Annotated in this window: 16 protein-coding genes and 1 tRNA gene; 11 read left to right on the forward strand and 6 right to left on the reverse strand. The window is 71.2% G+C overall.

Going from position 1 to position 20,555, the window contains the following annotated elements:
- Positions 1–196: 196 nt before the first annotated feature.
- Together rfbB and JHN63_RS19075 are read right to left on the reverse strand one after the other, a co-directional pair.
- Positions 197–1,207 (reverse strand): dTDP-glucose 4,6-dehydratase, encoded by a 1,011-nt coding sequence (gene rfbB / locus JHN63_RS19070; protein WP_200682290.1) that lies wholly within the window; start codon positions 1,205–1,207, stop codon positions 197–199.
- On the reverse strand, positions 1,204–2,271 hold the full coding sequence (locus JHN63_RS19075; protein WP_200682291.1) for a glucose-1-phosphate thymidylyltransferase: 1,068 nt from the start codon (positions 2,269–2,271) through the stop codon (positions 1,204–1,206). Before JHN63_RS19075 ends, rfbB begins: the two co-directional genes overlap by 4 nt.
- Before the next feature lie 223 nt (positions 2,272–2,494).
- On the opposite strand from JHN63_RS19075, the gene JHN63_RS19080 reads away from it, so the two are divergent.
- Both JHN63_RS19080 and JHN63_RS19085 read left to right on the forward strand, forming a co-directional pair.
- Positions 2,495–4,504, forward strand: coding sequence for a glycosyltransferase (locus JHN63_RS19080; RefSeq protein WP_200682292.1), 2,010 nt, complete (start codon positions 2,495–2,497; stop codon positions 4,502–4,504).
- 505 nt (positions 4,505–5,009) lie between these two features.
- A complete protein-coding gene (locus JHN63_RS19085; RefSeq protein ID WP_200682293.1) occupies positions 5,010–5,327 on the forward strand; it encodes a hypothetical protein in 318 nt (105 codons plus the stop codon).
- Positions 5,328–5,444: 117 nt separating this feature from the next.
- Here JHN63_RS19085 and JHN63_RS19090 read toward each other — a convergent pair whose 3' ends face one another.
- Both JHN63_RS19090 and JHN63_RS19095 read right to left on the reverse strand, forming a co-directional pair.
- Entirely contained in the window at positions 5,445–7,157 is a 1,713-nt protein-coding gene (locus JHN63_RS19090) for a hypothetical protein (RefSeq protein ID WP_200682294.1), read from the reverse strand.
- Positions 7,158–7,296: 139 nt separating this feature from the next.
- Positions 7,297–7,372: transfer RNA gene (locus tag JHN63_RS19095), tRNA-Arg, on the reverse strand.
- A gap of 323 nt (positions 7,373–7,695) precedes the next feature.
- Here JHN63_RS19095 and JHN63_RS19100 point away from each other — a divergent pair.
- The 8 genes from JHN63_RS19100 to JHN63_RS19135 all read left to right on the forward strand — a co-directional run bounded on the left by JHN63_RS19100 (position 7,696) and on the right by JHN63_RS19135 (position 17,342).
- Complete coding sequence (locus tag JHN63_RS19100) at positions 7,696–9,303, forward strand: dynamin family protein (protein WP_200682295.1); 1,608 nt, start codon at positions 7,696–7,698, stop codon at positions 9,301–9,303.
- A gap of 3 nt (positions 9,304–9,306) precedes the next feature.
- The gene (locus JHN63_RS19105) at positions 9,307–11,343 is read left to right on the forward strand and encodes a YfjP family GTPase (protein WP_200682296.1); all 2,037 of its coding nucleotides are present in this window, start codon (positions 9,307–9,309) and stop codon (positions 11,341–11,343) included.
- 198 nt (positions 11,344–11,541) lie between these two features.
- Positions 11,542–12,033 carry a single-stranded DNA-binding protein gene (locus JHN63_RS19110; RefSeq protein ID WP_200682297.1) on the forward strand — a complete coding sequence of 164 codons (492 nt, stop codon included), beginning with the start codon at positions 11,542–11,544 and terminating at the stop codon, positions 12,031–12,033.
- A gap of 271 nt (positions 12,034–12,304) precedes the next feature.
- Positions 12,305–13,717 (forward strand): Cys-Gln thioester bond-forming surface protein, encoded by a 1,413-nt coding sequence (locus JHN63_RS19115; RefSeq protein ID WP_374222924.1) that lies wholly within the window; start codon positions 12,305–12,307, stop codon positions 13,715–13,717.
- Positions 13,718–13,808: 91 nt separating this feature from the next.
- Positions 13,809–14,438 carry a hypothetical protein gene (locus JHN63_RS19120; RefSeq protein WP_200682298.1) on the forward strand — a complete coding sequence of 210 codons (630 nt, stop codon included), beginning with the start codon at positions 13,809–13,811 and terminating at the stop codon, positions 14,436–14,438.
- A 155-nt stretch (positions 14,439–14,593) separates the two neighbouring features.
- Complete coding sequence (gene ettA / locus JHN63_RS19125) at positions 14,594–16,258, forward strand: energy-dependent translational throttle protein EttA (protein WP_200682299.1); 1,665 nt, start codon at positions 14,594–14,596, stop codon at positions 16,256–16,258.
- 5 nt (positions 16,259–16,263) lie between these two features.
- Positions 16,264–16,677 (forward strand): thioesterase family protein, encoded by a 414-nt coding sequence (locus tag JHN63_RS19130; RefSeq protein WP_200682300.1) that lies wholly within the window; start codon positions 16,264–16,266, stop codon positions 16,675–16,677.
- Positions 16,674–17,342 (forward strand): hypothetical protein, encoded by a 669-nt coding sequence (locus JHN63_RS19135; RefSeq protein WP_200682301.1) that lies wholly within the window; start codon positions 16,674–16,676, stop codon positions 17,340–17,342. The genes JHN63_RS19130 and JHN63_RS19135 overlap by 4 nt, the downstream gene beginning before the upstream one ends.
- Before the next feature lie 56 nt (positions 17,343–17,398).
- Here JHN63_RS19135 and JHN63_RS19140 read toward each other — a convergent pair whose 3' ends face one another.
- Positions 17,399–17,803 (reverse strand): globin, encoded by a 405-nt coding sequence (locus tag JHN63_RS19140; protein WP_200682302.1) that lies wholly within the window; start codon positions 17,801–17,803, stop codon positions 17,399–17,401.
- Positions 17,804–17,913: 110 nt separating this feature from the next.
- On the opposite strand from JHN63_RS19140, the gene JHN63_RS19145 reads away from it, so the two are divergent.
- Positions 17,914–18,891 carry a methyltransferase domain-containing protein gene (locus JHN63_RS19145; RefSeq protein ID WP_200682303.1) on the forward strand — a complete coding sequence of 326 codons (978 nt, stop codon included), beginning with the start codon at positions 17,914–17,916 and terminating at the stop codon, positions 18,889–18,891.
- A gap of 12 nt (positions 18,892–18,903) precedes the next feature.
- On the opposite strand, the gene JHN63_RS19150 is transcribed toward JHN63_RS19145, so the two are convergent.
- The coding region (locus tag JHN63_RS19150; RefSeq protein ID WP_234477363.1) for an FHA domain-containing protein at positions 18,904–20,555 on the reverse strand (1,652 nt) is incomplete at its 5' end.

Raw genomic sequence — 20,555 nt, forward strand, 5'->3', positions numbered from 1 at the left:
GGCGGGATTCGGCCAATGATCGGGCGCCCTTGTCATTTCCCACAAGCAGTGAGGGGCAATTCTTGACCATTACGTATCCACCCGGACGTACCGGAAACCGTGCCGAAACGTAGGGGCCGTATTGGTGCGTGCACGCCACCGCGCAAGGCTCTTGCGTGAACTGCCCGTCCACGGGAGAGCCTTGCGCGGTCGTCGGTCAGAGCGCGGCCCGTTCCTTCAGCGGCTCCCACCAGGCGCGGTTGTCGCGGTACCACTGCACGGTCTCCGCGAGGCCCTGCTCGAAGGACTTGCGGGGCTCGTAGCCGAGCTCCTCGCGGATCTTCGTGCAGTCCACCGAGTAGCGGCGGTCGTGGCCCTTGCGGTCGGTGACGTACTCGACGCTCGTCTCCCAGTCGGTGCCGCAGGCCTCCAGCAGCAGGCCGGTGAGCTCCTTGTTGCTGAGCTCGGTGCCGCCGCCGATGTTGTAGACCTCGCCGGCCCGGCCCTTGGTGCGCACGAGCTCGATGCCCTGGACGTGGTCGTCGATGTGCAGCCAGTCGCGGACGTTGCCGCCGTCGCCGTACAGCGGGACCTTCCTGCCGTCGAGGAGGTTGGTCACGAAGAGCGGGATGACCTTCTCGGGGAAGTGGTGGTGCCCGTAGTTGTTCGAGCAGCGGGTGACGCGGACGTCGAGGCCGTGGGTGCGGTGGTACGACAGCGCGATCAGGTCGCTGGAGGCCTTCGCCGAGGAGTACGGCGAGTTGGGCTGCAGCGGGTGCGTCTCGGGCCAGGAGCCCTCGTCGATGGAGCCGTAGACCTCGTCGGTGGAGATGTGCACGAAGGTCTTGATGCCCGCGTGGTGCGCGGCGTCGATCAGGGTGTGGGTGCCGACCACGTTGGTGCGCACGAACTCCGCGCCGCCGTCGATGGAGCGGTCCACATGCGACTCGGCGGCGAAGTGCACCACCTGGTCGTGCTCCGCCAGCAGCTTGCCGACCAGCGCGGGGTCGCAGATGTCGCCCTGCACGAAGCTGAAGCCGGGGTGCTCGCGCACCGCGTCGAGGTTGGCCGGATTCCCCGCGTACGTCAGCTTGTCCAGGACGGTGATCGCGATGTCACCGGGGCCCTCGGGGCCGAGCAGCGTACGGACGTAGTGCGAGCCGATGAAACCGGCACCGCCGGTCACCAGGATCCGGGTGGTGGGGGCCGGAGCCGAAGGGGAGGTCATGAAGAGATCTGCACCTTGCTGTGGTCGCCGAGGACGAGACGGTGGGCCGCGGGGTTGCGGGGGGCGGGGGTGACCTGGACGTTGCGGCCGATGAGGGAGACCTCGACCCGCCGTACGCCGGTGATGGAGGAGTCGCGCAGGACGATGGAGTACTCGACCTCGCTGTCGTCGATCCGGCAGCCCTCGGAGACCGAGGTGAAGGGGCCGATGTACGAGTCGCTGATCACCGAACCTGGGCCGATGACGGCCGGGCCGACGATGCGCGATCCGCGGACCTCGGCGCCGGCCTCGATCCGCACCCGGCCGATGATCTCGCTGGACTCGTCGACGGTGCCCTCGATGCGGGGCTCGAGCGTCTCCAGGACGGAGCGGTTGACCTCCAGCATGTCGGCGACGTTCCCGGTGTCCTTCCAGTAGCCGGAGATGGTCGTCGAGCGCACGTCCCTGCGCTGGTCGATCAGCCACTGGATGGCGTGGGTGATCTCCAGCTCGCCGCGCCAGGACGGCTCGATGGAGCGGACGGCCTCGTGGATCGCCGGGGTGAAGAGGTACACGCCCACCAGGGCGAGATCGCTCTTGGGCTCCTTCGGCTTCTCCTCCAGGCCCTTGACGCGGCCGTTCCCGTCGAGCTCGGCGACACCGAACGACGTCGGGTTGGGCACCTTGGTCAGCAGGATCTGCGCGTCGGGGTGCTCGGTGCGGAACTCCTCGACGAGGCCGGTGATGCCGCCCACGATGAAGTTGTCGCCGAGGTACATGACGAAGTCGTCGTCACCGAGGAACTCGCTCGCGATGAGCACCGCGTGCGCCAGGCCGAGCGGCTTGTCCTGGGTGATGTACGTGACATCGATCCCGAGCTTCGAACCGTCGCCGACGGCTTCCCGGATCTCCTCGGCGGTGTCGCCGACGATGATCCCGACATCCGTGATCCCGGCGTCGGCGATGGCCTCAAGACCGTAGAACAGCACGGGTTTGTTGGCGACGGGCACCAGCTGCTTGGCCGATGTGTGGGTTATGGGGCGCAGGCGAGTGCCCGAGCCACCGGAGAGAACGAGAGCCTTCATGCGCGGCATCCTAACCGGGGCCCTGTCAAGCGACACTCCGGCCGGGCGGCCACAGTTCGTGAAAACGTCCCTCGTGCTTCGTGATCCGTTCGTATCCTGGTCCGTCACTTGCTGTGACGGGGGCGGGTCGGCCACCCGCTAGCCTTAATCGAACGTCCACCGAGCGGTGACACACGCCGGGTCCCGACGAATGACTCCCAGTAGCTGAGGCGGAAGAAGACACATGCCCATCAAGGTGAGCGTGGTGATCCCGGTCTACAACCCGGGCCGGTACATCGAGGACTGCATCGCCTCTCTTCTGCGTCAGAGCCTGCCGGACCACGAGTACGAAGCGATCTTCGTCAACGACGGTTCCACCGACGAGACCCCCGCGCGCCTGGACAGGCTCGCCGCCGAGCACGCGAACATGCACGTCATCCACCAGGAGGCGTCCGGCTGGTCCGGCAAGCCCCGCAACGCGGGCATCGCGGCCGCGAAGGGCGAGTTCATCCAGTTCGTGGACAACGACGACTGGCTCGGCGACGAGGCTCTCGAGCGCATGTACGACTACGGCGTGGCGAACAAGGCCGACGTCGTCGTGGGCAAGATGGTCGGCAAGGGCCGGGGCGTGCCCCGGGAGCTGTTCCGCAAGAACCGTCCGCACGCCACCGTCGACAACGCCCCGCTGATCGACAGCCTCACCCCGCACAAGATGTTCCGCAAGGAGTTCCTCGACCGGCACAACCTCCGCTACTTGGAGGGGCGCCGCCGTCTCGAGGACCACGTCTTCGTCACCGAGGCGTACCTGCGGGCGGAGAACGTCGCGGTGCTCAGCGACTACCTGTGCTACTACCACATCAAGCGTGAGGACGCGGCCAACGCGGGCTTCCAGCGCTTCGACCCGGTCGGCTACTTCAAGAACCTCCGCGAGGCCCTGGACGTCGTCGAGGAACTCACCGAGCCCGGCCCGCTGCGCGACAAGCTCTTCCGGCGCTGGCTGCGCAACGAGATGGTCGAGCGCATGCGCGGGCAGCGCCTGCTGAAGCTTCCCGAGGACTACCGCCGGGAGCTGTTCGACGAGATCCACAAGGTGGTCGTCGAGCGCTTCGGCCCGGGTGTCGCCGCGGGGCTGCCGCCCGCGCAGCGGATCGTCGCCGCGCTGATCGCCGCCGACCGGTTCGCCGACGTCGAGGAGTTCGCCCGCTGGGAGTCCGGGATCAAGGCCTCCGGCACCCTGGACAGCCTCGCCTGGGACACGGGCGTACTGACCGTGGGCTTCACCGCCCAGCTCACCTCCGGGGGCCGGCCGCTCACCTTCCGCGCCGACGGCACGAAGGACCTGCTCGTCCCGCCGTTGTCGCGGGAGAGCCTGGACGCCGTCGCGAAGCTGGGCGCGGACACCTCCGCGCCGCTGGGCAAGTCGAAGGCGGACGTCGTGCTGCGGGAGCGTTCGTCGGGCGCGGAGTTCTTCCAGCCGGTCGAGCTCAGCCGGGAGAAGGCCGCGGTGGAGGGGCAGGAGGGACACTTCCGGCAGGTGCTGGTGGCCGAGTCGCGGGTGGACCCGCTGGCGGCGGCCAACGGCGCCGCGCTGGACGCCGGCATCTGGGACGTCCTGGTCCGCATCAGCTCCTGCGGGTGGTCCAAGGAGACGCGCCTCGGTGCCGTCCGCGGCGAGGCGGTCGGGCGCGGGCGCGGCGGTGCCGTCGTCGGCTCCCCGGCCCACCTGGTCCTGCCGTACTGGACCGACCCGCACGGCAACCTCTCGCTCGACGTCGACCAGCGGACCGACCGGCTCTCGTACGAGTTCGCCCACCTCGCCTCCGCCGACGTCACCGTGACGACGGACCCCGGCCGGCTCGTCGTCGTCCTGCCGTTCCACATCCAGGAGAAGAGCGCGGCAGGCCTGAGGCTGACGGAGGTCGCGAGCGGTCGTACGGTCGACCTCCCCGCCACACTGACCGCCCGGGTGACCGGCGACGCCGACCTGGGCGCCGACCTCCCGCTCGCCGACCTGACGACCGGCGAGTGGCGACTGGAACTGACGGCGCCGTCGGCCGGGGCGGGCAAACCGGTGGCCCTTCCGCTGGTGCTCGATGTCTCCGCGAGCGGGGGTGCCGTGGTCAAGCGCCTCGCCGCCGCGGCGGCCGACCTCGCGGCGAAGGATCCTGGCCGGCGTCGGCCGGCTGCTCGTCCTGGGGCGGTGACGGTCTTGCGTCGGGTGGCGGGGAAGGTGCGGCGGGTGTTGAAGAAGTAGGGGGACCTTGCGAGCGGGGGGCGGGCCTTTTGCCGCTGCGGTGGCCGGCCTCGTGGCGAAGGGTCCTGGTCGGCGCGGGCCCGCCTCTCGGTCTGGGGTGACGGCGATCTTGCGTCGGGCGGTGGGGACGGTCTGCCGGGTGCTGGAGAAGTAGCGGGACCTCGCGAGCGGGGGCGTCGGGCGTTTCGCCGCTGCGGTGGCCGGCCTCGTGGCGAAGGGTCCTGGTCGGCGCGGGCCCGCCTCTCGGTCTGGGGTGACGGCGATCTTGCGTCGGGCGGTGGGCAAGGGCCGTCGGGTGCCGAAGAAGTAGCGGGACCTCGCGAGCGGGGATCGACACCTGCGGGCGCTGGGTGTCGAGGGTGCTCGGGTGTTGGAGCCCAGGGTCTTCCTTCCGCGACTACCGCCGCGGCTTCCGCGCGTGGTTTCGCGAGGCCGGGTTTCCGCGAGGTGACCGGCCAGGGCCGCACCCGTGTGCAGGCACCGGTGGTCATCGAGTGGGAGCGGGATGGTGAGTCGGCTCAAGCGGATGTTCTGGGCGCTCGACGCGTATTCCGGCGGGGCCACGCGACCCACGGACGCCCGGATGCGGGCCGTCCGGCACCCTGTGCCCTTCGGGGTTGCCGGTGCCGTGTTCGCCAGTGGCATGTGTGCGCTGGCCATAGGCAGGCTCGACCGGCAGATCGCACTTGTGGGACTGGTCGTGGGCGTGTTGTTCGGTCTCCTCGTCGTCCTTGAGCGCAAGCGGCTGGAACACTACGGTTTCCGGCCGGAGGCGGCCTCGGACGACCGGGAGCACGACGGCGACGCTCCGAGCCCGCGCTGACCGCCCTCGCCTCCGAGGGCCCTTGCAGCCTTGCCCAGGCGTGGATACGGCGCCGTCGCTTCGCGAATCTGCACCGCGCCCGTGCGCCGGTGTGCGGACGAGCCCGGCGTCCCGCGCCTACCCCTTCGGTACGTGGATGTCGACGCTGCTCAGCGTCTGTGGCCGGTCCGTGAACACCCGTAGGCGGACCCGCAGATGCTTCCGGTCCGGGAGGGAGTAGCTGCCGCCGGCCGGCACGAGTTCGTAGCGTGCCGACTGGTGCGGACCCAGCACAGCCGGGCCGCTGCGCACCGTCCAGTACGAGGACGTGCTCTCGCCGGTGCTGGAGGCGAAGTGCGGAGTCAGCGCGGTGTCACCGGAGTTGGTCGCCCGCACGGTGAGCCCGCGGATCCCGCCGCTGTCGCCCCGTACGCCGCTGACCGTCAGCCGGATCGGTGGCCCGCTCGCGGCGGCGACGGCCACGCACACGGCGGCCGGCGCCAGCACCGCCGCCGCCACCATCGCGCTGACGGCCCGTCGCCGGCCGAACGGCAGCCGGGGCTGCCAGGCCGAGGCGAAGTCCGAACTGGTGGCGGTGGCGGCGGCAGCGACCCACAACGGGGTCATCAGCAGGTAGTAGCCGTCCTGCGAACGCGTGGCCAGATAGAACGCGCACCACGGCAGGACGGTGGCGGCCGGACCCAACCGGCGTACGAAGAGCACGAACAGGACGAGCAGTCCGACCGCGAGCAGCATGCTGGCGTAGGAGTAGAAGTCCAGCCGGCTGCTGCCCTCGGAGAAGTAGTACGACAGGCCCATGATGCCCTGGCCGTGCAGGACCCCGTGCTGGGTGAACGGCAGGGCCAGGCCGGTGATCCAGGCCCGGGGGCTCTGCGCGATGAAGTACGCGTTGGCGGCCAGGGCCACGACGGCGGCGACCGCGGTGAACCGCGCGACCAGGCCGAGCGCCGCCCGCGCCGAGAGCTCGCCGCGCCGTACCGCGTAGACACCGACGAGCAGGAACGGCGTGAGGAACCAGGGGAGTTGATGGGTCGCGCAGGCGGCGCCGAGGAGTCCGGCGCGTACGAAGTCCGAGCGGCGGAGCCGTCCGCCGGCGCCGATCGAGGGCCAGCGGATCACCACGGGGATGAGCAGCACGAGGGCCGAGATCGCCGGGTAGCCCATGGCCGCGTAGCCCTTGAGCATGGGGAAGCCCAGGCAGACCGCCGTCGCGGCCGACCGCCACGGCGTCGGCAGCAGCCACCACAGCACCGCGGCGCCGACGAGCAGCATGAGGGTCGGGACGAGCGTGGCCGCCTTCGCGCCGATCACCGCGTACGCGGGGGCGTTGAGCAGCACGGCCAGCGGCGGATACGCGAAGGAGTAGTCCGCGCCGCCGGCCATCGTCTTCGTGACACCGACGTGGTCGCGCTCGAATATCCACGGCCATTCGTGCCCGTACACGGCGTGGCCGTGCACCAGCTCGTGGGTGGCCTGGGTCATCAGCACCGTCTCGTCGTTCATCCCGCTGCCGAGGGCGTACGAACACAGCGCCAGCACCATGCCCAGGAGCAGCACCCCCGCGTCGACCTGTACGAGGGTGCGACGCCTGCGCACGGTGAGGGCCAGGACGCCCAGGACCAGGATCCCGGCGTACCCGAGCGTGATCACTCCGCCGACCTTGGGCCGGTTGGCGATCGCCGTCGACCATTCGCTGCGCGTGCCGATGAACAGGCTGATGACGGCGAGCAGGGTGATCGCGCGGTGCAGCGGTGCGGGGCCGGTCGACTGCGGGGAACTCGGGTGGATCAGTGGGGCATGGGTGGCGAGACCGCCGACCGTCCTGCTCATGTGGGGCACACCTCAAGCCGGCAGATGCATGATCAGATGAGACTGCTCTGGTAGCAGAAGCCGGTCATCTTATCCGTGCCGGTGAGCCACCCGGCTCTCGATGATCCGACCGACCGACGAGTGAGGGTCGAAGACTCAATGGCGCCCCCGGCAGGACTCGAACCTGCGGCCAAGCGCTTAGAAGGCGCCTGCTCTATCCACTGAGCTACGGGGGCCGGGTGTGGTGGCCTCGGTCGTGGTGTGCCCCGGTGCAGGGCGGGCCGTGACGTTGCCGGGGACAAGGATAGGGCTCCCGGGTCCTTGTCCCTGTTGCTTCCCCTCCGTGGCTCGATGTGGAGGTTCGGTGAAGCGGTCCTGATAATCGCAGGCAGGTACGAATCGTGCATCGCTTTTGGTGCCCGGCGCCACGGGTGTTGTGCACTCGTTATGCCTGGACTGTGCCCTTGCCCCAGTCATCCCTTCCGTCCGTTGTGTTCCGTCGGCGCGCAGGCATGCGCATATGCTTCAGAATTCCCCCAAAATTGGGCATTCTTCACATGTGGTGACCTTGGACGTACGGCCTCAGCTGCTCGACGCACTCTCCGCCCTGCGCGACCGTGTCGCCGCCGCACGCTTCCCGCTGCCCCTGGCGGGGGCTCCACGTGCGCGTGCCAATCGCGATGAACTGCTCGCCCAGCTCGACGACTATCTGGTGCCCCGCCTGAAAGAGCCCGAAGCGCCCCTGCTGGCGGTGGTGGGCGGATCCACCGGCGCGGGGAAGTCCACCCTCGTCAACTCCCTTGTGGGGCGCCGGGTCAGCGAGGCCGGCGTGCTGCGGCCGACGACCCGTACACCGGTGCTGGTCTGCCACCCGGAGGACCATCACTGGTTCAGCGGGATGCGGGTCCTGCCCGACCTCACGCGCGTGTGGGTGCCCGATCAGGACCCGGGGGACGAGTTGCTCCTCCCCGGGGAGGACGGTATGCGCGTGCTGCGGATCGAGACCGCCGACAGCCTCCCGCGCGGAATCGCCCTCCTGGACGCGCCCGACATCGACTCCCTGGTGGCCGACAACCGGGTGCTGGCCGCCGAACTGATCTGCGCCGCCGACATCTGGGTCATGGTCACCACCGCCGCCCGCTACGCCGACGCCGTGCCCTGGCACTTGCTGCGCACCGCCAAGGAGCACAACGCGACCCTGGTCACCGTGCTCGACCGGGTGCCCCACCAGGTGGTGTCCGAGGTGTCACGACAGTACGGCGCCCTGCTCGCCAAGGCCGGCCTCGGCGACGTACCCCGCTTCACGGTGCCCGAACTGCCCGAATCCGCCTGGGGTGGTGGACTGCTTCCGGCCAGTGCCGTGGCGACCCTGCGGAGTTGGCTCGCGCAGCAGGCCCAGGACCCCGGCGCCCGGCACCAGGCGATGGCCCGCACGGCCTACGGCGTCCTCGACTCGCTCAAGTCCCGGATGCCCGAACTCGCCAGTGCCGCCGCCGCCCAGTACGCGGCCGCGCTCCGGCTCACCGCCGCCGTCGACGGGGCGTACGACAGCGAGCACGCGCGTGTGCGGGGGCGGTTGCAGGCCGGGGCCGTGCTCGCCGGGGACGCGTTGAAGCGCTGGCGCGCCTTCCCGCTCGACTGTTCCGCGGGTGAACTCCTCGACGCCCTCGCGGAGAGCCTCGCCGCCCTGCTGCTGTGCGCCGTCACGGCCGCCGACGAGCGCGTCGACGACGCCTGGCGGCGCGAACCGGCCGCCGGCGCCCCCGAACTCACCGACCGCGACCCCTCGTTGGAGAGCGCCGAGCACCGGATCGGGATGGCGGTACGACGGTGGCGGCGCGAGCTGGAGGAGTACGCCGAGGAGGAGGTGGCCGACCTCGACCGGAGCGTCGCGCCCGATCCCGAGGTGGTCGCCGCCCTGGTCGCCACCGCGCTGCTGGGCGGCCGGAGGGCGCGGTCCGCGGGCGAGGGGGTCGCCGAACGGATCGGTGCCCACGGCGCGTTGAGGCTGCGCGACCGGGCCGGGCGACTGCTCAACGACCATCTGGACCGGGTCGTGCACACCGAGCGCGAACGCCGGCTCGCCCCGCTCGACGCCCTCGAGGTGCACCCCGAACCCCAGGCCGAACTCATCGCCGCGCTGTCCGTACTGCAGAAGGAGAGGTGACCGGTGACTGCCGTCACTGACCAGGACCACACGGACGAGATGGATCACGCCGATCCCTCCCCTGTAGAGGGCGGTTCGACGGAGACCTCCGGAAACCGTCCCCCCGTAGAGGACGGTTCGGACGCGCGGGAGGCGGACGAAGTGGATGACCTGGAGGACGTCGACGACCACGCGCGCGTGCCGGCCGACACCTCTGGTCGTACGGAGTCCAAGGCGTCCGCGGACCCGACGCACCCGACGCACCCGACGCGCCCCACGCACCCTCCGCACCCCACGGATCCCGCGGACCCCGAGGAATCGACCGGCTCCTGGGACGACGGGCTGATCGCGCGGCGGGTCAACGAGACCACCGCCGCGCAGCAGGCCGCCGCCGTGGAGATCAGGGCCTCCCGCGCGCAGGCGGCGCACACCGCGCACGCCGCTCAAGCCGCCCACGTCCCGGCCCCGTTGGCGTACGACGGGCCGCTACGGTCCCGTCTCGACGCGTTGCGGGAACTCGTGGGGCTCTCCCGCACCCGGCTCGACAGCGGGACCCTCGCGGAGGCGGGGCGGGTCCTCGACGAGGCCGCCGCGCGGCGCAGGCTCTCCGGGCAGCACACCGTGGTCGCCATCGCGGGCGCCACCGGCAGCGGCAAGTCCCAGCTCTTCAACGCGCTCGCCGGAGTGGCCATTTCGGAGACCGGCGTACGACGGCCCACCACCGCCGCGCCCATCGCGTGCAGCTGGAGCGACGGAGCGGCCACCCTCATCGACCGCATCGGCATCCCGGGACGGCTGCGCAGGCGCCCTCTCCAGAGCGCCGAGATGGAGGCCCAGTTGCGCGGGCTCGTCCTGGTGGACCTGCCCGACCACGACTCGGCGGCCGTGGCGCACCGCGAACAGGTGGACCGGGTGCTGGCACTCGTGGACGCGGTCATCTGGGTCGTCGACCCGGAGAAGTACGCCGACGCGATCCTCCATGAGCGCTATCTGCGGCCGATGGCGGGTCACGCGGAGGTCATGTTCGTCGTCCTCAACCAGATCGACCGGCTCCCCGGGGAGGCGGCCGACCAGGTCCTCGACGATCTGCGGCGACTGCTCGACGAGGACGGGATCGCCCTGGGGGAGTACGGCGAACCCGGCGCGACCGTGCTCTCCCTGTCCGCGCTCACGGGCGACGGCATCCCCGAACTGCGCGAGGTTCTGGGCCAGTTCGTGGCGGATCGTGGAGCCGCCGCACGGCGAATTTCAGCCGATGTTGACGCGGCGGCCTGGCGGCTGCGGCCCGTCTACGCCACGGGGCGGCGCACGGGGCTCAGCGAGGAGGCGCGGGACGAGTTCGCCGCGCGGCTCGCGGACTCGGTGGGCGCCACCGCGGCGGGCGAGGCGGCCGAACGCGCCTGGCTGCGCAACGCCAACCGGGCCTGTGGCACGCCCTGGCTGCGGCTGTGGCGCTGGTACAACGACCGGCGCGAGCCGACCACCGGCCGACTGCCGATCCGCGCCCAGGCGGACGAGGAGGCCACGGCACGCCAGCGCGTCGAACAGGCGGTCCGTACGGTCGCCGACCGGGCGTCCGGCGGGCTCCCGGCGCCCTGGGCACAGGCGGTGCGGGAGGCGGCCGTACGCGGGTCGCAGGGGTTGCCCGAGGCGCTGGACGAGCTGTCGGCGCGGGCCGGGCTGCCGGTGGGGCGACCACCGCGGCCGGGGTGGTGGCCGGCGGCCGTGCTGGCGCAGGCGTCCATGACGATCCTCCAAGTCGTCGGCGGGCTCTGGCTGTTGGGCCAGATCATCGGGTTCATGGCGCCGAACCTGGGGGTGCCGGTGCTGCTGATGGTGGCCGGCATCATCGGCGGCCCGCTCGTCGAGTGGAGCTGCCGGATGGCGGCCCGCGGTCCCGCCCGGCGCTACGGCCTCGACGCCGAGCGGCGGTTGCGGGAGGCCGCGGCGGGCTGTGGACGGGCGCGGGTGCTCGATCCGCTGGCCGCGGAGCTGCTGCGGTACCGGGAGGTGCGGGAGCAGTACGGGCGGGTCACGGGGGCGGGCGTCGGGGCCGGGTGAACGGCGGGAGTCCGGGCCGGGTGAACTTCGGTCCGAACGTCGTTCCCTCGTGCGGGTGACGCGGTTTTCCACAGGTGGGCGGTGGTCCACAGCGCTCGGCGGGCCCGGCTCGGCGGAGGCAGTCTGACTGCAGCCGTACGGGACGGGCCCGTACGCGTTTCCGCCCGGCCTCGCGGCCGGGTCAGGGAGGGACACGCGATGAACGAGACGATGGTGTGCGCGGTCGGGAACGTGGCGACCCAGCCGATCTACCGGGATCTGGCGGCGGGACCGTCGGCGCGCTTCCGGCTGGCGGTGACCGCGCGTTACTTCGACCGCGAGAAGAACGTGTGGACGGACGGCCACACCAGCTTCTTCACGGTGTGGGCCAACCGCCAACTGGCCACGAACGTGGCGGCGTCGCTGTCGGTCGGCGACCCCGTCGTCGTCCAGGGCCGGCTGAAGGTGCGCACGGAGGCACGCGAGGGACAGCCCAACTGGTCCTCGGCGGACATCGACGCCGTGGCGATCGGCCACGACCTGGCGCGCGGGACCTCGGCCTTCCGCCGGGCCAACAGGCAGGAGACGACGGCCTCTCCGCCCCGGCCCGAGCCCAACTGGGAGACGCAGGGCGGGGATTCGGCCGTGGATTCCGCCGTCGATTCCACGTCCTCCGACCAACAGCGCGCGGAGCATCTCGTGGTGACGTGATGTCAGTGAATGCGCCGAGCTGATCGAACTGCGGCTTATCGACGAATGCGCTCCGAAAGACCGGGTGGATTTGTCGATAAGCCCTGCTCGCAAGCGATCTTGGCGATAACGATTCCGAGTCGGATCGGTTATCGGACGACCCGACCGGAGATCGCGGTCCGCCCGCGTCCCTAGGATGCCGGGCATAGCTCGGGCACAGCTCCCGGCGTTATTGATTCTGCTGGTGGGACCGCACCCCCACGTCGACGGGTCCTGCTCGAAGGGGAATTCCGTGTCATCTGCGTTGTCAGTGTTCTCCGCGCTGTCCCTGCGCGGCCGAGGCGCCGTGCGCTTCGTCGCCGCGACCTGGGCGTGCGGACTCGTCGCCGCCGGAGTGCTGGCCGGCGCCGGCCCGGCCGTCGCCGACGAGACACCGCAGACCCAGGGCGGGGCGACGGCGACGATAGGCGGGCTCAAGACGTACGGCGCCGCCGTGATCCACGACGGCAGCGGCGATGTCCAGGTCTCCGCGGGCCTGTTCGAGATGTCCGTCGACGGCGGCGGCACCCTGCAGACGTACTGCGTCGACCTCCGCAACCCCACCCAGCGGGACGCCAAGTACCACGAGACCGCGTGGAGCGGCACCTCGCTGGGCGCCAACAAGAGCGCGGGCAGGATCCGTTGGATCCTCCAGCACTCCTACCCGCAGGTGAACGACCTCGCGGCGCTCTCCGCGAAGGCCGGCACCAAGGGCCTGACCGAGAGCGACGCGGCGGCCGGCACACAGGTGGCCATCTGGCGCTACTCGGACGGCGCCGACGTCGATGCGGTCGACCCGCAGGCCGAGAAGCTCGCGGACTATCTGGCTAAGAGCGCGCGCGATGTTGCGGAGCCGAAGGCCTCGCTGACCCTCGACCCGCCGGCCGTGTCCGGTCACCCCGGCGAGCGGCTCGGACCGGTGACGGTGCACACGAACGCGAGCGGGGTGACGGTGACCCCGCCCGCGGACGCCGCCACGAGCGGGGTGCGGATCGTCGACAAGGGCGGCAAGGCGGTGACGTCCGCGGCGGACGGCAGCCAGGTCTTCTTCGACGTGCCCGAGGACGCGGTGGCCGGGTCGGCCGAGCTGACCGTGCAGGCCTCCACCACCGTGCCCGTCGGCCGGGCCTTCACCTCCGACAGCAGAAGCCAGACGCAGATCCTCGCCGGTTCCAGCGAGTCGACGGTCTCCGCCGCCGCGAGCGCGAACTGGGCGGAGACCGGCGCCATACCGGCACTGTCGGCACGGAAGAACTGTGCCGAGAGCGGCGTGGACATCACCGCGGCCAACCAGGGCGACGCGACGTTCACCTTCGAGCTGCTCGGCGTCGAGCACGGCATCGACGCCGGGAAGTCCGCGACGGTGACGATCCCGCTCCAGGAGGACCAGGCGTACGACTTCACGATCACGGCGCCGAACGGCTACGAGAAGCGGTTCACCGGGGTCCTCGACTGCCGGACGCAGAGCGACGCGGGTGGCACCGTGACCCAGACGCTCAGCGAGCCGAGCCCCGCGACGGTGGGCGGCACCGCCGTCGACACCAACCTCGCCGAGACGGGCGGCTCCGGCATCACCCCGATGATCACGGTCCTCGCCCTCGGCCTGGTGGGCATCGGCGCCACGACCCTCGTCCTGCTGCGGGACCGCAAGCCCGGCCAGAGCTGAGCAATCGCCGACCGCGGGGCGGTGTTCCGGCTTCTCGGCGCAACCGCCTTCCCGACGCAACTGTCGGGGCGCTCGGGGAGTCGTACCCGCCATGACCGAAGCACGGATCGAGCACGGCGTCGGGTGGTCCCCGGAGCCCGCTGCCTTCACGGCGGCGGGCGTCGGGACCCTGGCTCTCGCGGCCCTGGCGGGCTGGAGCGACCTCCTGCTGGTCGTGCGGGGGCACGTGGTTCCCGGCTGGGTGCTGAGCGGGGTTCTCGCGGTGCTCGCGCTCGTCCTGTGGGGGACCTTCCGCCGGGCGGCCCGCAGGGCGGAGGCGTCGCGGCTCCCGGGGGCGACGCGGCGAGCCGGGTGGGTGCCGCCGTTGAGCGCGCTGCTGATCGGCGTCGCGGCGCTCGGCGTCGCGTGGGGAGCGGTGGACGACCTGGGCTCGGGCGCGCGGTACTACGTGCTGCGCCCTACGGGACCCGGCGGCTGCACGGCCGTAGTACGGGAGACGTCGTTCCTCATGATCGGCAACGGCGAGGCGTACGCGGTGGGACGCACCGGCCTGGCCTGGGGCGAGGCGGGCTCCTGGGTGGTCGACGACGGATACCGGCCGGTCGCCGGCGGCACGTACGAGTTGGACTGGGAGCGGGACGGGGGTGTGCTGCGCGTCAGCGGCACGACCGGTGATCCGATTGTCAGCGGGGGAGAGGCCGACATCGACTGTGGGTGGTGACTTCGGTACCGACAGTGACCACCTGTCCCGGGCGGTGCCCGCCGAACTCCCAGCTCACAGCGCCCCGCCCTTACGCGTTTCCCCCGAGGGGCAGGGGTCAGGCAAGATGGGTTACATCTGCCCACTCCAGATTTCAAGCTGCCGGACGGTTTCTCTTGGCTGAGTACATCTACACCATGCGCAAGACGCGCAAGGCGCACGGCGACAAGGTCATCCTTGACGACGTGACGCTGAGCTTCCTGCCCGGCGCGAAGATCGGTGTGGTCGGACCTAACGGTGCCGGTAAGTCCACCGTTCTCAAGATCATGGCGGGCCTCGAGCAGCCCTCCAACGGCGACGCGTTCCTGACTCCCGGTTTCAGTGTCGGCATCCTCATGCAGGAGCCGGAGCTGGACGAGACCAAGACGGTCCTGGAGAACGTCCAGGACGGCGCCGCCGAGATCATGGGCAAGCTCAACCGCTTCAACGAGGTCGCCGAGCTGATGGCGACCGACTACTCGGACGCCCTGATGGACGAGATGGGCAAGCTCCAGGAAGACCTCGACCACGCCAACGCCTGGGACCTCGACGGGCAGCTGGAGCAGGCCATGGACGCGCTGGGCTGCCCGCCCGGCGACTGGCCGGTCGTCAACCTCTCCGGCGGTGAGAAGCGCCGCGTCGCGCTCTGCAAGCTGCTGATCGAGGCCCCGGACCTGCTCCTCCTCGACGAGCCCACCAACCACCTCGACGCCGAGTCGGTGAACTGGCTGGAGCAGCACCTCCAGAAGTACGCGGGCGCCGTCGTCGCCGTGACGCACGACCGGTACTTCCTGAACAACGTCGCCGAGTGGATCCTCGAACTGGACCGCGGCCGCGCGATTCCCTACGAGGGCAACTACTCCACGTACCTCGAAAAGAAGTCCACCCGCCTCAAGGTCGAGGGCCGCAAGGACGAGAAGCGCCAGAAGCGGCTCAAGGAGGAGTTGGAGTGGGTTCGCTCCAACGCCAAGGGCCGTCAGACCAAGTCCAAGGCGCGCCTCGCCCGATACGAGGAGATGGCGGCCGAGGCCGACAAGATGCGGAAGCTGGACTTCGAGGAGATCCAGATCCCGCCGGGCCCGCGTCTGGGCTCGATCGTCGTCGAGGTCCAGAGCCTTTCCAAGGCGTTCGGCGACAAGGTGCTCATCGACGACCTGAGCTTCACGCTGCCGCGTAACGGCATCGTCGGGGTCATCGGTCCCAACGGCGCGGGCAAGACCACGCTGTTCAAGATGATCCAGGGCCTTGAGACCCCGGACTCCGGCTCCATCAAGGTCGGCGACACCGTCAAGATCAGTTACGTCGACCAGAGCCGTGCCAACATCGACCCCAAGAAGTCGCTGTGGGCCGTCGTCTCCGACGAGCTCGACTACATCAACGTCGGCCAGGTCGAGATGCCGTCGCGGGCCTATGTGTCCGCCTTCGGCTTCAAGGGCCCGGACCAGCAGAAGCCGGCCGGTGTCCTCTCCGGTGGTGAGCGCAACCGCCTGAACCTGGCGCTGACCCTCAAGGAGGGCGGCAACCTGCTGCTCCTCGACGAGCCCACCAACGACCTCGACGTGGAGACCCTGTCGTCGCTGGAGAACGCGCTGCTCGAGTTCCCCGGTGCGGCCGTGGTCATCTCCCACGACCGCTGGTTCCTGGACCGGGTCGCGACGCACATCCTCGCGTACGAGGGCGAGTCGAAGTGGTACTGGTTCGAGGGCAACTTCGAGTCGTACGAGAAGAACAAGGTCGAGCGACTCGGTGCGGACGCGGCCCGTCCGCACCGCGCCACCTACAAGAAGCTGACCCGGGGCTGATCTTCTTGCGCCACATCTACCGTTGCCCGCTGCGCTGGGCGGACATGGACGCGTACGGCCACGTCAACAACGTGGTCTTCCTCCGCTACCTGGAGGAAGCCCGTATCGACTTCCTGTTCCGCCCGGAGAAGGACTTCAAGCAGGGCTCGGTGGTGTCGCGCCACGAGATCGACTACAAACGCCAGCTCGTCCACCGGCACACACCGGTGGACATCGAGCTGTGGATCACCGAGATCAGGGCGGCGTCCTTCACCATCACCTACGAGGTGAAGGACGGCGACCAGATCTACGTCCGTGCCTCCACGGTCGTCGTGCCCTTCGACTTCGAGACACAGCGACCGCGCCGGATCACCGCCGAGGAACGCGAGTTCCTGGAGGAATACCGGGACGTCGACGAGGACGAGGCCGTCGCCGCATGACGGTCCTCCACCTCGCCGACGAAGGGGAGGCGGCGGACTTCGCGGCCTTCCTCTCCCGGCTGCTCCATTACGACCGCGCCGCCGCGGTCCGCCTCCAGGCGGCCGGCACGGCCCTCGCCGTCTTCGGCCGGCCGCCGTCCTTCGAGGTGCTCGCCATCCGCGCGGTGCGCCTCGCCAAGCCGTACGAGAACGGCCTCGACGTCACGCTCGACGTGACCGTCTCCGCCGGTGAACTCCTCGAATCCCTCGACGAGTTGGCGGCCACGGCCCGGGTCCCGACCGCGGTGACCGGTCCGCCGTGGGCCGGGGTGCTGCCCCCGCGCGGCGGCTGGACCCCCGAGTCCGGACTGCCGGGCCCGCAGGCGCTGAGCGGGATGATCGCGGCCGGAGTCGCCGAATTCCGGTCCCGTACGCAGGAGTTGGCGCCCGAGGGCCGTACACGCGGCGAACTCGACCGCATCGGGCGCGAGATCTGGTCCCGCACGGTCGGCGACACCTCGCTGCCGGTGCGGGCGATCCACGCGGCCCAGTCACTCGGATTCCTGCGCCCCGGCGGCGAGTCGGGCCTCTTCTCGTCCGGAGCGTGGCTGCGGCTGCGCACGCCGTACGGCTCGATCGCCGTGCGCAGGGCGGGACTTGGCGCACTCGGCGTCAGCGTGCGCTGAGTGCGCCCGCGAACTCCCCGTACGGCAAAGGGCCTTCAGCCAGCCGCCCTCAACCTTCAGCCCGCCGTGTTCACCATCGACGCGGCGGCGTACGTCAGGTAGTTCCACAGCGTGCGCTCGTGGTCCTCGGACAGGCCGAGTTCGTCGACGGCGACCCGCATGTGCTTCAGCCAGGCGTCGTGCGCGGCCTGGTCGACCTGGAAGGGCGCGTGGCGCATCCGCAGGCGCGGGTGGCCGCGGTTGTCGCTGTACGTCGTGGGGCCGCCCCAGTACTGCATCAGGAACAGGGCGAAGCGCTCCTCGGCCGGACCCAGGTCCTCCTCCGGGTACATCGCCCTCAGCAGCGGATCCTGGGCGACGCCCTCGTAGAAACGGTGCACGAGCCGACGGAAGGTCTCCTCCCCGCCGACCTGCTCGTAGAAGGTCTGCTCCTGAAGCGTGCCGCGCCGAATCTCTTTCACGCTCCCATGGTCTCAGACCGGGTGGCGGAGGACTTCAGGCTTAGGACCCTCGCCAGGACCGCTCGCCAGGACCGCTCGCCTCCCGGCCCCCGCCGCAGGACAGTGGACGTATGAGCGCGCACGCTCTCGACAAGGACCTGGACGCCGTCGCCGTTTCCGCGCGGGCGGAACTGGTGCGGGTGATCGGGCTGAGCGGGGCCTGGGACGCGGATCCCGGGTGGCGGGCGGTGTTCGCGGCGGTGCCGCGGCATCTGTTCGTGCCGTACTACTACGTCGGTGTCCCGGACGGGGACGGGCGCGGGCACGAGCGGCTGTGGCGGGGCAGTGCCGACCCGGCGGCGCGGGAGCGCTGGCTGCGCGGGGTGTACGCCGACGTGCCGCTCGCCACGCGGCTGCGGGACGGCGAGCTGGTGTCGTCCAGCAGCCAACCCTCCCTGATGGCAAGGATGTTGGCCGAGTTGCGGGTGACGGACGGCGACCGGGTGCTGGAGATCGGCGCGGGCACCGGCTACAACGCGGCGCTGCTCGCCCACCGGCTCGGCGACGACCTGGTGACCACCGTCGACCTCGAACCGGAGATCACCGACTCCGCGCGCACCCACCTAGCCGACGCCGGGTACCGCCCGGCCGTCGTCACCGGCGACGGCACCCGCGGAGTCCCCGCACACGGCCCCTACGACCGGATCGTGGCGACCTGCGCCCTGACGACGGTCCCGCGCGCCTGGATCGCCCAGTGCCGCCCCGGAGCCCGCGTCCTGGCCCCGCTGGCCACCGGTCTGATCGCGCTCACCGTCCGCGACGGGGCGCACGCCGAGGGCACCTTTCTGGACACGGCCGCGTACTTCGTGCCCCTGCGCGGCACCGAACCCACCGCCCCGAGCGAGATCCCGCACCGCCCCGGCGACCCCGAACTGCTCCGCTTCCTGCTGACCCTCACCCACGGCACCCTCGCCCCGCAGGACGCCCGCGAGCTGTGGGAGCGCGAGGGAAGGCCAGGACGCGAGCGCTACGGCGTCACGGTCGCCGGTGAGCGGGTGTGGGCGTGGCTGGACGATCCGGAGGAGCCGTACACCTGGCCCCTCCGCTGACGGGTCCTGACCTCAGCCGCGCCGGACCGTGATCGTCGTCCACGCCCCCACATGCACCCGGTCCCCGTCCTGCAACGGCACCGGCACGAAGGGCTGGATCGGCTCCTCGCCGCCGTTGACCGTCGTACCGTTCGTCGAGTTCTGGTCGACGACCGCCCAGCTGCCGTCCGGCTGCTGGACCAGTACCGCGTGCTGGTGCGAGACACCCGGGTCCTCCGGCGGCACCGACAGGTCGATGTCCGGGGACTCGCCGGTGGAGTGCCGGCGGCGGCCGATGGTGATCTGGTTGCCGGTGAGCCGGCGCTGCTGCTCGGGGGAGTACGCAGGCAGGTTGAGACCCGCGGCCTCCGGGCCCGAGCGCTGCATCATCGCCATGAAGTACTCGCGGTCCGGGCCGATCGTCGCCATCCACGTCGTCGGCTGCTGCTGGTACGGCTGACGGGGCGGGGGCGGGGCCTGGGTGGAACCGGGCTGCGGATAGCCGTAGCCGCCACCGCCCTGACCGGGACCGCCGGGACCGCCGGGCCCGCCAGGGGAGCCGGGGGTCGGCGGGGAGATCACCCAGTCGTCGTCACCGCCGCCGAAGGACGGGCCGCCCTGCTGCGGACGGTTCGTCTCCTGCGGGAAGCCGGGCGGGGCCGGCGGAGCGGACTGCTGGAAGGCCTGCGGGGCGCCGCTCGTCCGGCCGGGACCCGCGGTCGGGTTCGGTCCGGGCGGCGGCGGGCCCGGCCGCGAGGGGTCGGGGCCGAAGTTCGGGGGGCCCTGCGGGTTCGAGGGCTCGGTGCCGAACGGTCCGGGCGGACCCTGCCGCTCACCGCCGAAGGCGCCGGGCCGGCCGCCGCCGAACTCGCCCTGGCCGGGGCGCTCGTTGCCGAACTGGCCGCCGGGACCCGTGGACTGGTCGTTGCCGAACGATCCGGGCCGACTGGAGGACTCGTTGCCGAAGGGCGGCGGCGGGCCGGAGGGATCGTTCCCGAACGGCCGCGGCGGGCCGGCCGGGTCGTTGCCGCCGAAGGGCGCGGGAGAGCCACCCTGACGCTCACCACCGAATCCCTGCGCACGGCCGGGGCCGCCACCGGGCCCACCTTGCCGCTCGTTGCCGAAGCCCTGTGCGCCGGGTCCACCGGGTCCGCCCTGACCACCGGGTCCGCCTTGGCGCTCACCGCCGAAACCTTGCGAGCCGGGGCCACCGGGTCCACCAGGACCGTCGGGCCCACCTTGCCGCTCGTTGCCGAAGCCCTGCGAGCCGGGGCCACCAGGCCCGCCCTGCCGCTCGCCACCGAACCCCTGCGCGCCCTGGCCGCCGGGACCACCAGGTCCACCGGGACCGCCCGGGCGCTCACTGCCGAAGCCCTGCGCCCCCGGACCACCGGGACCACCTGGGCGTTCACCGCCGAACCCCTGCGAGCCGGGTCCGCCAGGCCCGCCGGGCCCGCCCTGCCGCTCGTTGCCGAAGCCCTGTGCGCCGGGTCCACCGGGTCCGCCCTGACCACCGGGTCCGCCTTGACGTTCGCCGCCGAAGCCACCGGGACCGTTCGGTCCTCCAGGTCCACCGGGACCACCAGGTCCTCCGGACCCACCCGGTCGTCCCGTCGCAGATGAACCGACCGGCCGAGCCGATACCGCCGTTCGGCGGCGAGGCGACGGGACGACCGGGTGGGTCC

The sequence above is a fragment of the Streptomyces sp. MBT65 genome (genome assembly GCF_016612545.1).
In the GTDB taxonomy this organism is placed as follows: domain Bacteria; phylum Actinomycetota; class Actinomycetes; order Streptomycetales; family Streptomycetaceae; genus Streptomyces.

Bases quoted from the DNA above. Each gene is read 5' to 3' on its own strand.
- JHN63_RS19090 (WP_200682294.1), bottom strand. From the start codon at position 7,157: ATGAGCAGGACGGTCGGCGGTCTCGCCACCCATGCCCCACTGATCCAC.
- rfbB (WP_200682290.1), bottom strand. From the start codon at position 1,207: ATGACCTCCCCTTCGGCTCCGGCCCCCACCACCCGGATCCTGGTGACC.
- JHN63_RS19120 (WP_200682298.1), top strand. From the start codon at position 13,809: ATGACCGAAGCACGGATCGAGCACGGCGTCGGGTGGTCCCCGGAGCCC.
- JHN63_RS19135 (WP_200682301.1), top strand. From the start codon at position 16,674: ATGACGGTCCTCCACCTCGCCGACGAAGGGGAGGCGGCGGACTTCGCG.
- JHN63_RS19080 (WP_200682292.1), top strand. From the start codon at position 2,495: ATGCCCATCAAGGTGAGCGTGGTGATCCCGGTCTACAACCCGGGCCGG.
- JHN63_RS19075 (WP_200682291.1), bottom strand. From the start codon at position 2,271: ATGAAGGCTCTCGTTCTCTCCGGTGGCTCGGGCACTCGCCTGCGCCCC.
- JHN63_RS19110 (WP_200682297.1), top strand. From the start codon at position 11,542: ATGAACGAGACGATGGTGTGCGCGGTCGGGAACGTGGCGACCCAGCCG.
- JHN63_RS19085 (WP_200682293.1), top strand. From the start codon at position 5,010: ATGGTGAGTCGGCTCAAGCGGATGTTCTGGGCGCTCGACGCGTATTCC.
- JHN63_RS19145 (WP_200682303.1), top strand. From the start codon at position 17,914: ATGAGCGCGCACGCTCTCGACAAGGACCTGGACGCCGTCGCCGTTTCC.